The sequence below is a fragment of the Roseovarius conchicola genome (assembly GCF_041403425.1).
Classification (GTDB): Bacteria; Pseudomonadota; Alphaproteobacteria; order Rhodobacterales; family Rhodobacteraceae; genus Roseovarius; species Roseovarius conchicola.
In genome coordinates, this window is sequence record NZ_JBGEHK010000002.1 from 15,889 (window position 1) to 27,153 (window position 11,265).

Consider the following 11,265-nt stretch of genomic DNA (forward strand, 5'->3'; position numbering starts at 1 on the left):
ATGGCTCTCTTCCCCAATGATGCAAGTCGGCTCGCGCGCGAATTCTGTGCCCTGGCCCCGATCATCCCGGTTCTGGTTGTCGAAGACGCAAAGACTGCCAGGCCCCTGGCCGAAGCCCTTGTTGCCGGAGGGCTACCCGCGCTGGAAGTCACATTGCGGACGCCTGCCGCGCTCGACGCCATTGCCGCGATGAGCGACGTGCCCGGAGGGTTTGTCGGCGCCGGTACGCTGATCACCCCAGAGGATGTACGCGCCGCCAAGGACGCGGGCGCAACCTTTGGCGTCTCGCCCGGGGCCACGGATGAGCTGCTGGCGGCGTGCGAAGCCGAAGACCTGCCCCTTTTGCCGGGCGCGGCCACTGCGACCGAGGCGATGCGCCTGTTGGCGCGCGGATATGACATGCTCAAGTTCTTTCCCGCCGAAGCGTCGGGCGGGGCGCCTGCACTCAAAGCGATCGGTGCGCCCCTGCCGCAGATTTCATTTTGCCCCACAGGCGGCGTCAATCCAGACAATGCGGCGACATATCTATCGCTCCCCAATGTGCTCTGCGCCGGGGGCAGCTGGGTTGCGCCGAAAGAGCTTGTGGCCGCAGGGGATTGGGCCGGGATCGAGGCCCTTGCACGTGACGCGGCCCGCCTAGAGGCGGACAGATGAGCGACCTCTGGCAAAAGCTGGCTCAGAACCGTGCCGCCACGAAAGACCGCAGGATACTGTCGCTGTTTGACGATCCGGGCCGGTTTGAAAGCTTCTCCGTCTGCACAGACGGCCTGTTTCTGGACATTTCCAAGACGAATATCGACAGCGAGGCCCTGACCTTGCTGACCGACCTGGCCATTGCATCGGGTGTCGCCGAACAGCGGCAGGACATGTTTGCCGGCACCAAGATCAACAACACGGAAAACCGGGCGGTTCTGCACACGGCCCTGCGCTCGGACGACAGCGCGCCATTGATCGTCGATGGCCAGGACGTACGGCCCGGCATTGCCGAAACGCTGCGCCGAATGGAGCAGTTTGCCGATGGCATCCGGACAGGTGAGATCACCGGGGCCAGCGGGGCCCACATTACAGACGTGATTAATATCGGCATCGGAGGCTCTGACCTTGGCCCCGCCATGGCCACATTGGCGCTGGCACCCTATCAGACAGGGCCACGCTGTCATTTCGTCTCGAATGTCGATGGTGCCCATATCGCCGACACGCTGCGCCCTCTCGATCCGCGACACACATTGATCATCGTCGCCTCCAAGACCTTCACCACGATCGAAACCATGACCAACGCCGCGACGGCGATCGATTGGCTGCGTGCGGGCGTGGGCACGGATGTTGGCGCGCATCTGGCTGCCGTCTCCACCGCGTTGGACAAAACCGCCGCGATGGGCATCGCGCCTGAGCGGGTGTTTGGCTTTGCCGATTGGGTCGGCGGGCGCTATTCGCTTTGGGGGCCAGTCGGGCTGCCGCTCATGTTGGCGGTTGGACCCGCGCATTTCCACGATTTCCTTGCCGGTGCGCGCGCAATGGACCGGCATTTTCAGGCCGCGCCGTTTGATCACAATCTGCCGGTTCTGATGGCGCTGGTGGGGGTTTGGCACCGCAATATCTGTGGCCATGCCACACGCGCGGTCTTGCCCTACGATCAACGGCTGTCACGTCTTCCCGCCTATTTGCAGCAGCTTGACATGGAAAGTAACGGCAAACGCGTGTCGCAGGATGGCACAGCGCTGGACCGCTCATCCGGTCCGGTGGTCTGGGGCGAACCCGGCACCAACGGCCAGCACGCCTTCTATCAGCTTCTGCACCAGGGCACCGAGGTGATCCCGGCGGAATTTCTGATCGCGGCGGAAGGGCACGAGCCTGAGCTGGCCCATCACCACGATCTGCTCAAGGCCAACTGCCTGGCACAATCCGAGGCGTTGATGCTGGGCCGAGCGGTGCAGGAGGCCATGGAACTGGCGGCGCAACAAGGCCTGCAAGGAGAGGCACAGCATTTGCTTGCGGCCCACCGTAGTTTCCCGGGTAATCGCCCATCGCTGACACTCGCCTATCCAAAACTGACCCCCTTCGTCCTGGGCCAGATCATCGCGCTCTATGAACACCGCGTCTTCGTGGAAGGCGTGATCTGGGGGATCAATTCATTCGATCAATGGGGCGTGGAACTGGGCAAGGAACTGGCAGCCGACCTTGTGCCTTTGGTGCAGGGCGCGAGAGCTGACCACTTGAACGGGTCCACCCAAGGGTTGATGAATCAGCTTTCAGCGTGGTCGAACAAATCGCGTCAGAAATCAAACGCACCGAATTGATCAACTGCTCTCCTGCATTTGTATCTCCTGCATAATCCAAGTCCTCTTGGTCGCGCGACCAGGGCGCAACAACATCAAGGCTTTGCCGCGCGGTGAACGAAGGGCTGCATTCGCCAGATGGGTCAATGGCTCTGCCCCAAAAAACAATCTATGTGGCCATAGGGGTCAAAGTGCTGTCCATAGGTGTTAAACTATGTGTCACGTAAAACCTTGCCAGCCAGTCGGCGCTGCCCCATATCTGCGCGAAGTGTTAGCCAGAGGGACAGAGTATGCGCAGCCAGATCGGCGCTTTCATCGACCGGCCAGCGGTTCAGAATTTCATTCTGGGCGTCATTCTGTTCAACGCGGTGATCCTGGGGCTTGAGACCTCAAAACCCGTGATGGCCCAGTTTGGCCCGCTGATCCTGATGCTGGACAAAATCTGTCTGGCCATTTTCGTGGTCGAGATTGCGATGAAGCTGATCGCGCGGGGTGCGGGGTTTTTCCGCAATGGGTGGAACCTGTTTGATTTCGTGATAGTCGGCATTTCGCTGGTTCCGGCTACACAAGGCCTGTCTGTGCTGCGGGCGCTGCGGATCTTGCGGCTGCTGCGCGTTGTCTCGGTCACCCCGTCGTTGCGCCGCGTGGTCGAAGGGCTGATGAACGCGCTGCCTGGCATGGGCTCGGTCTTTTTGCTGATGGGAATCATCTTTTACATCGGCTCGGTCATGGCGACGAAACTTTTTGGCGCATCTTTCCCCCAATGGTTCGGCACGCTGGGCCAATCGGCCTATTCCCTGTTCCAGATCATGACATTGGAGTCCTGGTCCATGGGCATCGTGCGCCCGGTGATGGAGGTGTATACCTACGCTTGGGCGTTCTTCGTACCCTTCATCCTGATCACCACATTCGCCGTGGTGAACCTTGTGGTCGGCCTGATCGTGAACTCGATGCAAGAGGCGCATGGGGTAGAAGATGCCGAGAAGACGGACGTCTACCGCGACGAGGTGCTCAAACGCCTCAACGAGATCGAGATTTGCCTGAAAGAGCGCGACAAGCCCTAAGTTTGCCTAATCCTCGCGACGACTGGAGCTTTCACGACCGCGTTTATATCCCCTGAGACCCGGAAATTCAGGCAACCACGCTTCGCGCCGGTCTGTCCAGCCTTCGTAAGTTGGGATCAATTGGTCCGGAGCATCCAACGCCCCCAGATGCACCTCGACCTCGTCACCGCTATGGGCAAAAACCGATGAGCCACAGGACGGACAGAAATGCCGCCCGGCATAATCATGCGTTTCTCCCGTGATCGTCACGGCCTCTTCCGGAAAGACAGCCGCCGCATAGAACAACGCACCATGATGCTTGCGGCAGTCAAGGCAGTGGCACAGGCCGACCCGATAGGGTTTGCCCGATGCGTGTAGCGAGACCTTACCGCAAAGGCAGCTGCCCGAAACCTGTTCCATGTTGCGTCTCCTCAAGAACCCAAGCAGTCTGCATCGTTACAGCGATCCCGGTCCGGGGTCCAACAGCGCGAGATCGATGAAATGGACTACCTCTTGTTCTTGGCCTTCCTGACCACGACACTTTTGTTCGTGGCCAAACCCGGCCCTTCCGTTGCCTTTGCAACCGCCCAGGCCGTCAGGCATGGCCCGTGCGCAGCCGTCATCACCACCGCAGGCGATGCCTTGGGGACCGTGGTGCATATCATCATCGCAGTGGGCAGCCTAAGCGCGCTGATGGCGCTGTCAGAGATCGTCTTGCCTTTCCTGCAGATCGCCGGAGGGGTTTTCATCCTGGGGATGGCGTATCGGTCATTCCGCGACGCGCGCAGGGCAAGCGATACGCCGGTCAAAGCAGTCGGCAAGGCAACATTCTGGGCCGGGTTCTTTGCCTGCGTCACCAACCCGAAAGCCATCGTGTTCTTCGTCGCGCTGTTTCCGGCCTTCATTTCACCCGACCACAGCATCATCCTGCAAAGCCTGATTTACGGCGCGGTGTTCGTGGTGTTGGATGCAGTTTCAATCCTGGGCTATGCATTGCTGACCATGCATGCGGTCAGGCGCACCACGTCGCGATGGGTCAATGTCGATATCCTCAGCGGGCTAGGCCTGTCCGGCGTCGGGGTTGCGATGATCGTGAAGGGATACCGCGCCATTCCGTCCAACTAACGGCTGCGGGTCAACTCCAGAAACACATCCTGAAGATCGGCCTGTTCGGTACGCACATCCCGAATGCGGATGCCCGCATTGCGCACGGCCTCCAGCACCGCCTCGGCGGGGGTGCTTTGGGATTGATAGCTGAGCGCCAGCGTGCCATCGGGCCGCTGTTCCACCTCGATACCCGGCGCATCCGGCAAGGTGGTCACGGTCGCGTCCGGCTGAATGATCATGGTACGCGCATCCAACCGCCCAAGCAGGTTTTCGGTGCTGTCGCGCGCCACCAAGGACCCCTGATTGATGATGGCGATCTGGTCGCACATCTCTTCGGCTTCTTCCAGGTAATGGGTGGTCAGAATGATGGTCATGCCCTGCTGATTCAGTTTGCGCACGTTTTCCCAGAGCATCTGACGCAACTCGATGTCCACACCCGCCGTGGGTTCGTCCAGTACTAGAATATGGGGCATATGCACCAGTGCCTTGGCCAACAACAACCGCCGCCGCATCCCCCCGGACAGCGTGCGCGCATAGGCTTCGGCCTTATCCTCAAGCCCGACCAGCGCCAGAATTTCATCGCTGCGCCGCTGCGCCTTCGGCACACCGTAAAGCCCTGCCTGCACCTCCAGGGCACCGCGCGGGGTGAAAAACGGATCGAGATTCAGCTCTTGCGGCATCACTCCGATCGAAGCGCGCGATTGGCGCGGGTTCACATCCTGATCAAAGCCCCAGATCGTTACCTGCCCGGCCGTTTTCAGAACCAGCCCGGCCAAGATATTGATCAGCGTCGACTTTCCCGCCCCGTTTGGCCCCAACAGACCAAAGACCGAACCCGCCGGAATATCCAGATCAATCGCCTTCAACGCCTGCTTCTCGGGGGCGGATTTACCGCCTTTGTAGGTTTTGCTTAACCCTCGAATTTCAATCGCGTTGCGCCGCATCGTCCTCTTGCCCCTGCCCGGCAGATCGCCCATAAACGCAGCTAGCGTGATTGCAGCCAAAAGGAAACGCCTGATGACCACCGAGGCACCGGAAACCAGAATTGTCGATAGCTTCCGTGTGTCATGCGATGGCGGCGAAGGCGCTTTGGGGCACCCACGTGTCTGGCTGCAAATCCCACTTGAAACAGGCTTTGTTGAATGCCCCTATTGCGATGCAAAACTGGTGCACAAGGATTTTGAAGGCAAGGTCTAGGACCGACCACGCCTGACTGCACCACCCAGAACCTTGGATGAGGGGGCTGCATGTTATGAAACGACTTATTTCGTGTTTTTTGGGCAAGATGCTGTTCCTGGTGACAGCCCTGACTGCTAATACCGTTCAGGCCCAGATGATTGGTATGTGCGAAGGCAGCGCGCTTGCCCCCCTTCTGGACGAGATGCATGAGGATGCCGGACGCCGCTTTGCAGATGGGGCCATCCGGGTCATGGATGTCTACATCGATAGCAACCTGCCAAACGCGGTTCTGATTGCGGTTCTGCATCCGGCACCCAGCGAATTGGCCGGCGGTGGCGTCTTTACCCGATGTTCGGCGGTTTACAGCACGCGCAATGGGCCGGGCTTTTTCGGGCAGGTCTTACTGGATCAGGCGGATGCATCCTATGATCCCGAGGTCGGGCTGACATTGCAGGTGCCAGTCAGGTATTACTATTCGGATCGTGCCGTTGAAGAAGACATGCTGACGTTGATTATCAATCAAAGCACCGGTTACGTCGACGCACGGATGCCTTAATCAAACGTTCCCGCCACGCGACCGACCAGCATAAAAGCCCGCGCCGTACGGGTATCAGACAGGTCTGAGATTTCGGCATCCGTTGCGGTTTGTGCAAACTCCGAGATCATCCGATCGAATTTGCGCAGGAAATGATGCGCCGCGTCGCGGAAGATCGGGTCCGAGCGCATCCGCGTTGCCGTCAGCGCGAGGGATGAACGATCCCGCACACCGCCCAGCGTGGCAATCTGGCGGCCCCTTTCACCGGCGGCAAAGCGCCGCCAGATTTCGGGCCGGGCCATATCGGGGCGCAGATCGTCCATGTAAATGCCGTCCTGACTAAGCAGGGTCAGCACATCCTGCGAAGCCTGCACCAATTGGGCGGTGGGGCGATCCTTCATCGCCCGGCGCAAGGCGGCAAACCCGGCCTTGTCCTCGGCCGTTTCGGGGAAGTTCAGGGCGCGGATGAAATCATCATGCGCCAGGGGCGGTTGGATATCCTCGGCTGGCGTGCCCAATGGCAAGACCACCTGATCCTCATCCGTTACCTGTACCACCTCTGGCTGAACCACGGCCCGTGGCGGGGCCGCTGGACGGGTCGAAGAAAACGTTGCCAACGCGGTTTCGGTCTTGCGTTGGGCCGCTGCGATTTCATCCAGTTTGCGCGCGACAGACGGTTCGGACGTGGTGGTTTGCGACTGGCTTTGCGCGAGATAGGCATGGCGGATCGCATCGATCGCCGATTGCAGGCGCTGGCTTTCCTCGCGCATCACCTGCGAGGCCCGCGCGGCAGTCGCTGCAACCCAAATCATTGCCACGGGCAGGAACACCGCCATCAGGATCGTCACAAAGCGGAGCGCCCCACCACTTTCTTCGGAACCGCCCGGTTCCAGCACCAGAAAGAACACTGCCGCCAGCACAAGCCAAAGGACGGAGAGGATCACCGCCGCGATCTCGATCGCTGTGATCCCTTCGCGCTTGGCCTTGCTGTATAACCCCGTAGATTTGGGGGGCGTCTCGCGACGGTTCGTCATTGGGCAGGTCCAGTTTCAGGTGGCTGGGTCAGATATACTGAATTTTTAACACTTCATACGAGCGGTCGCCACCGGGCGTGCGCACTTCGACGCTATCGCCCTCATCCTTGCCGATCAGGGCGCGGGCGATGGGGGATTTGATATTCAACAAACCCGCTTCGATATTGGCCTCATGCTCACCTACTATCTGGTAGGTTTTCTCCTCGTCCGTATCTTCGTCGACGAGGGTGACAGTGGCCCCGAACTTAATCGTGCCCGACAGCTTGGCGGGGTCAATCACCTCGGCCAGGCTAATCACACCCTCAATCTCTTTGATGCGCCCTTCGATGAAGGACTGCTTTTCCTTGGCCGAATGATATTCGGCATTCTCGGACAGGTCACCATGCTCGCGCGCTTCGGCAATAGCGCGGATGATAGCGGGGCGCTCTTCGGATTTGAGCTGCTTGAGTTCTACTTCCAACGCGGAGAAGCCCGCATGGGTCATCGGAATTTTATCCATCGTCCAAAATCCAGTTTTGTCGTGCCTGCCGGTGCTGTCTCACACCCAATTGCAATCTGGATAGAATGGGCGCATCGGGCGTCGGATTTCAATAGGATAAAGCAATGGGGCAGACAATGGCCGTCAATCTGCCCAGCCTAGTCGACGGAACACCCCGTGCCACCGATGCCATCACCGGGATCGTCACAGGACGTATCAGGGGTCACAGGTGCGGCTTCAACAGGCGCTTCGGCGACCGGCTCGGCCAGGATAGCGGCCTCTGCGTCGGTACTGCGCCCCGCTCCCATAAGATCATCGCCCTGGGGCCCGGCGCATCCCGCTAACGCCATCAACACCGCTATTCTAAAGATCAGTCTGGTCATGATCCGTCCTTGGCCTTGGCGGGCTGTGCATAGAAATACCCACCCGCGCGTAAGCGCATTGTGCCTTGACCGGACACTGATGTCTTCATTTTCGCCGCCTCAGCATTGATTTCTTCCAATAATTTCATCTGACGAACCTGGAAGCGGGCGGCAAGCGTATCGACCTGTGCCTGGCTCAAACCAGAGTAATGAACCGCGCGTTCAAAGAAGGGTGGCTCGGCTCCCAACACGTTTTCCGATGCCGCTGCCAGATGATCGCCGACGTTAAGGTCCAGATACTCCAGCTGATCCTCGCTGCCCCCCAAGGGCAAATAGGCGGTTTCAATCAGGTGAACGGTCTGGCCATCATCGTCCACACCGATCGTGCCCGTTGTTTCCAGCGTGTCCAGCATGGTGCGTGGATGCACATCCTTGCGCACCATCAGCGCCAGCGCCTCGAACGAGGGGGCAGGCCCGGTACGGGGCAGCGGCAGGGGTGCTCCCGCCTCGGCATAGTCCGGATCCGACTGCCATAAGGCGACAAGGCGGCTAAGGTGATTTGGCTTGGCCGGTTTGGGTTGAAACTCGCGCAGGCGGGCAATTTCACGTCGTTGCAGGCCTGTCATCACCGACAGGCGGCTATCGGTGGTTTTGCCTTCTGCCAAGGCAAGCGCGGCCTGCACGTAATGCCCTTTGAGCCGTTCCGCAAACTCTGCAAACCCCACGCCACGCGCCACCATCAGGCGACATAGCGGTGAGAGGAGGTGATCAAGCATCGTTGGCATAATGTGCGAATTACACATTTTTATTGACAAGGGCAAGCGATTCCCAATAAATGTGCAAATTACACATTTATTGGAGATTACCATGCCCCGCTTTTTCAGAGCTTCCCGTCACATTCCCCTGCACACCCGGCGAATCGTCCTTTTTGCCGCGCTGCTTGGCTGTGCATTCGCAGCGGGGTGCAACGATGGCAACATGGCCGGGATACCAGCCGCGGACAGCGCCGACATGGGCGCAGCACTTGAGGCCCCTGCCCCCGTGGCCGAGGCGATGATCGTCGCCGAACCTGCGCCTGTGTCCTCGGGGCGCTGGCAAAACCCCCGGCGCGGCGTTGTGACTGCGGGCGACATTGATGACGCCCTCAATCTGGCGGCGTTCAAATCCTATCAGGGCCGCACGGCGAAAGATCTGCGCCTGCCTCAGGTCAATCTGCGCGGCGCGGTGCGGGTGCAACTGACCGGATCGGATGGCAAACCGGCCTCCGGCGTGCCGGTTACGCTGCGCAAACCGGGTGCCGATGAACCGTTTTACCAAGGGCATTCCGGTGTCGATGGCTGGGTCACCGCCTTTCCCGCCGCCCTTGGCACAGGTGCGCCCAAACGCGTTCAATTGCGGGCTTTTGGTGAGGGGCAGCAAGTGCATGATCACAGCCTGCCCACCGGGTCGCCGAACCGCAGCACCCTGCCGTTCAACAGCAAGTGGCAACCGGATTTTCTGGATCTTGTGTTTGTCTTCGACACAACCGGCAGCATGGGCGACGAACTGTCCTGGCTGACCAAGGAATTTGGCGGCATCGTGCAGGCCGCGCGGCGCTCCGCACCTCGGGCCAATATCCGCTTTGGTCTGGTGGCCTATCGCGACCGGGGTGACGCCTACGTGGTGAGAAACTTTGGTTTCACCAACCGACAGGCGCAAATGCAGAGCTGGTTGCGCAGCCTGGATGCCAATGGCGGGGGCGACTACCCCGAAGCCGCCGCCGCAGCGTTGCAGTCAGCCGTTGGCTTGAATTGGCGACGCGGCAAGGGCGAGCGTATCCTGTTTCACATCGCCGATGCACCGCCGCACAAATCCGAGGCCCGTGCCTATCTGGATGCCGCTCGCGGCGCCGCCAAGAAGAACATCCAGATCTTTGGCTTGGGCGCCAGTGGCGTGGCCGAGGAATCAGAGTTCCTGATGCGCCAAGCCGCCCTGGTCACCGCCGGGCGCTATCTGTTCCTGACAGATGACAGCGGTGTTGGCCTGTCCCACGCCGAGCCCAGCACTGCCTGTTATCGCGTTACGCGGCTGAAATCACTGTTGGTGCGGGTGCTGCAATCCGAGTTGAGCGGCGTGCGCAAAGAAGCCAGTGACAGCGAGGTTCTGCGCGAAGTCGGCACCTACCACCGGGGCGTTTGCAAGCAATAGATGTAAGTCGGACATGCATCCACCAGCGGTATATCGACTCACGATTCGTTCCAAATTGTTGGCAAGCGTGATTTGACAAAACGGTCTGAATTGGCGACTTTTCGCCATATCTTTCCGGCTGAGGTTATACATGCGCAAGCTGATTAGAACATTTTTTGTAGCGACTTTACTGGCCATGACGGGTGCTGGTGCGACCGTTGCTGCCGATGATCTGGAAGATGCGCGCATCATCGTCACGGCCAAGTCGAACACGATCAAGAAGTGGCAATATCCACCCCGTTTCGTCGTCGTGCATGATCAGCCGGTTGATGTATCGGTCTTTGAAGAAGTAACAAACTTCATCGTCTCCACAACCGGGCTGGATATCGAGCCGCCGACCTTCGTCAACATGTCGGAGGACGCGTTTGATCCTCGGTTCTACTCGGCCTCTCGTTACAGGCCGCGGCAGACCTCCCCCGGACAGATGACATCGGATCTGCTGATTGCACAGCGCGAAGACCTAACGCTTTCGGCGAACATCTTTGTCTTCATGGTCTCGCCCCACCTGGCGTCGCACTTTATCGCGCTGACGTCTTATGGCCGGTTCTCGGGCAACCTGACGCGCGGCTATGTCGAGGGCCACGGACCCTGCTATTTCAAGGTGTTGTCAAACGATGAAAGTATCCAGTTTGGCACGATCCTGATCGCACCAACCATCGACCCGGATATGCAGCGCGCCTGCATATACGAGGAAATGGTGCAGGCTATGGGATTGATGAACGATGCACAGGATTCGCCTTTCTTCACCTTCGACAACCTCGCCGAGGACAAGTCGCGCGACTATGATCGCCGCCTTCTGGCCGCCCTCTATCACGCCGAGGTTCAAAATGGTGACGAGGTCGACAAGGTGCTGAATATCTACGCGAAGGGCAAATAGCCGTAACCGCCGCGTAACAATCTTTCCCAAAACGATGTTTTTGCCGCATTTAGATACGTTTCGACGCTGTGTCGCAATTGACGATGCCTCATATGTGACGCTAAGCAGCTTCGAGCGAGGTCTGCCAGATGGCACAGTTTTAGGAGCG

The 11,265-nt window shown here is 59.4% G+C and carries 14 protein-coding genes; 8 read left to right on the forward strand and 6 right to left on the reverse strand.

Features of this window, described 5'->3' with window-relative positions:
* The 3 genes from eda to V6N02_RS05925 all read left to right on the forward strand — a co-directional run bounded on the left by eda (nt 1) and on the right by V6N02_RS05925 (nt 3,340).
* Nucleotides 1-654 (forward strand): bifunctional 4-hydroxy-2-oxoglutarate aldolase/2-dehydro-3-deoxy-phosphogluconate aldolase, encoded by a 654-nt coding sequence (gene eda, locus V6N02_RS05915; protein WP_371224590.1) that lies wholly within the window; start codon nt 1-3, stop codon nt 652-654.
* Complete coding sequence (gene pgi, locus V6N02_RS05920) at nt 651-2,297, forward strand: glucose-6-phosphate isomerase (RefSeq protein ID WP_371224591.1); 1,647 nt, start codon at nt 651-653, stop codon at nt 2,295-2,297. The genes eda and pgi overlap by 4 nt, the downstream gene beginning before the upstream one ends.
* Before the next feature lie 269 nt (nt 2,298-2,566).
* Complete coding sequence (locus V6N02_RS05925; protein WP_371224592.1) at nt 2,567-3,340, forward strand: ion transporter; 774 nt, start codon at nt 2,567-2,569, stop codon at nt 3,338-3,340.
* 6 nt (nt 3,341-3,346) lie between these two features.
* Here V6N02_RS05925 and V6N02_RS05930 read toward each other — a convergent pair whose 3' ends face one another.
* Nucleotides 3,347-3,739, reverse strand: coding sequence for a GFA family protein (locus V6N02_RS05930; RefSeq protein ID WP_371224593.1), 393 nt, complete (start codon nt 3,737-3,739; stop codon nt 3,347-3,349).
* Nucleotides 3,740-3,820: 81 nt separating this feature from the next.
* On the opposite strand from V6N02_RS05930, the gene V6N02_RS05935 reads away from it, so the two are divergent.
* Complete coding sequence (locus V6N02_RS05935; RefSeq protein ID WP_371224594.1) at nt 3,821-4,444, forward strand: LysE family translocator; 624 nt, start codon at nt 3,821-3,823, stop codon at nt 4,442-4,444.
* On the opposite strand, the gene V6N02_RS05940 is transcribed toward V6N02_RS05935, so the two are convergent.
* Entirely contained in the window at nt 4,441-5,370 is a 930-nt protein-coding gene (locus V6N02_RS05940; RefSeq protein WP_371225267.1) for an ABC transporter ATP-binding protein, read from the reverse strand. The two genes, V6N02_RS05935 and V6N02_RS05940, sit on opposite strands and share 4 nt — an antisense overlap.
* Before the next feature lie 73 nt (nt 5,371-5,443).
* Between V6N02_RS05940 and V6N02_RS05945 the strand changes: the two genes are divergently transcribed.
* Complete coding sequence (locus V6N02_RS05945) at nt 5,444-5,623, forward strand: zinc-finger domain-containing protein (protein WP_371224595.1); 180 nt, start codon at nt 5,444-5,446, stop codon at nt 5,621-5,623.
* 55 nt (nt 5,624-5,678) lie between these two features.
* Nucleotides 5,679-6,161 carry a hypothetical protein gene (locus V6N02_RS05950; RefSeq protein WP_371224596.1) on the forward strand — a complete coding sequence of 161 codons (483 nt, stop codon included), beginning with the start codon at nt 5,679-5,681 and terminating at the stop codon, nt 6,159-6,161.
* On the opposite strand, the gene V6N02_RS05955 is transcribed toward V6N02_RS05950, so the two are convergent.
* The 4 genes from V6N02_RS05955 to V6N02_RS05970 all read right to left on the reverse strand — a co-directional run bounded on the left by V6N02_RS05955 (nt 6,158) and on the right by V6N02_RS05970 (nt 8,790).
* Nucleotides 6,158-7,174 (reverse strand): hypothetical protein, encoded by a 1,017-nt coding sequence (locus V6N02_RS05955; protein WP_371224597.1) that lies wholly within the window; start codon nt 7,172-7,174, stop codon nt 6,158-6,160. The genes V6N02_RS05950 and V6N02_RS05955 overlap by 4 nt on opposite strands.
* A gap of 28 nt (nt 7,175-7,202) precedes the next feature.
* On the reverse strand, nt 7,203-7,673 hold the full coding sequence (gene greA, locus V6N02_RS05960) for a transcription elongation factor GreA (RefSeq protein WP_371224598.1): 471 nt from the start codon (nt 7,671-7,673) through the stop codon (nt 7,203-7,205).
* A gap of 137 nt (nt 7,674-7,810) precedes the next feature.
* Nucleotides 7,811-8,035 carry a hypothetical protein gene (locus V6N02_RS05965; RefSeq protein WP_371224600.1) on the reverse strand — a complete coding sequence of 75 codons (225 nt, stop codon included), beginning with the start codon at nt 8,033-8,035 and terminating at the stop codon, nt 7,811-7,813.
* Entirely contained in the window at nt 8,032-8,790 is a 759-nt protein-coding gene (locus V6N02_RS05970; protein WP_371224601.1) for a DUF6502 family protein, read from the reverse strand. The genes V6N02_RS05965 and V6N02_RS05970 overlap by 4 nt, the downstream gene beginning before the upstream one ends.
* A 91-nt stretch (nt 8,791-8,881) precedes the next feature.
* Between V6N02_RS05970 and V6N02_RS05975 the strand changes: the two genes are divergently transcribed.
* Together V6N02_RS05975 and V6N02_RS05980 are read left to right on the forward strand one after the other, a co-directional pair.
* Nucleotides 8,882-10,201, forward strand: coding sequence for a vWA domain-containing protein (locus V6N02_RS05975; protein WP_371224602.1), 1,320 nt, complete (start codon nt 8,882-8,884; stop codon nt 10,199-10,201).
* A 130-nt stretch (nt 10,202-10,331) separates the two neighbouring features.
* Nucleotides 10,332-11,117 carry a DUF2927 domain-containing protein gene (locus V6N02_RS05980; RefSeq protein ID WP_371224603.1) on the forward strand — a complete coding sequence of 262 codons (786 nt, stop codon included), beginning with the start codon at nt 10,332-10,334 and terminating at the stop codon, nt 11,115-11,117.
* Nucleotides 11,118-11,265: the final 148 nt, after the last annotated feature.

Coding starts and splice junctions, on each gene's coding strand:
- eda (WP_371224590.1), top strand. CDS start 1: ATGGCTCTCTTCCCCAATGATGCAAGTCGGCTCGCGCGCGAATTCTGT.
- pgi (WP_371224591.1), top strand. CDS start 651: ATGAGCGACCTCTGGCAAAAGCTGGCTCAGAACCGTGCCGCCACGAAA.
- V6N02_RS05925 (WP_371224592.1), top strand. CDS start 2,567: ATGCGCAGCCAGATCGGCGCTTTCATCGACCGGCCAGCGGTTCAGAAT.
- V6N02_RS05930 (WP_371224593.1), bottom strand. CDS start 3,739: ATGGAACAGGTTTCGGGCAGCTGCCTTTGCGGTAAGGTCTCGCTACAC.
- V6N02_RS05935 (WP_371224594.1), top strand. CDS start 3,821: ATGGACTACCTCTTGTTCTTGGCCTTCCTGACCACGACACTTTTGTTC.
- V6N02_RS05940 (WP_371225267.1), bottom strand. CDS start 5,370: ATGCGGCGCAACGCGATTGAAATTCGAGGGTTAAGCAAAACCTACAAA.
- V6N02_RS05945 (WP_371224595.1), top strand. CDS start 5,444: ATGACCACCGAGGCACCGGAAACCAGAATTGTCGATAGCTTCCGTGTG.
- V6N02_RS05950 (WP_371224596.1), top strand. CDS start 5,679: ATGAAACGACTTATTTCGTGTTTTTTGGGCAAGATGCTGTTCCTGGTG.
- V6N02_RS05955 (WP_371224597.1), bottom strand. CDS start 7,174: ATGACGAACCGTCGCGAGACGCCCCCCAAATCTACGGGGTTATACAGC.
- greA (WP_371224598.1), bottom strand. CDS start 7,673: ATGGATAAAATTCCGATGACCCATGCGGGCTTCTCCGCGTTGGAAGTA.
- V6N02_RS05965 (WP_371224600.1), bottom strand. CDS start 8,035: ATGACCAGACTGATCTTTAGAATAGCGGTGTTGATGGCGTTAGCGGGA.
- V6N02_RS05970 (WP_371224601.1), bottom strand. CDS start 8,790: ATGCTTGATCACCTCCTCTCACCGCTATGTCGCCTGATGGTGGCGCGT.
- V6N02_RS05975 (WP_371224602.1), top strand. CDS start 8,882: ATGCCCCGCTTTTTCAGAGCTTCCCGTCACATTCCCCTGCACACCCGG.
- V6N02_RS05980 (WP_371224603.1), top strand. CDS start 10,332: ATGCGCAAGCTGATTAGAACATTTTTTGTAGCGACTTTACTGGCCATG.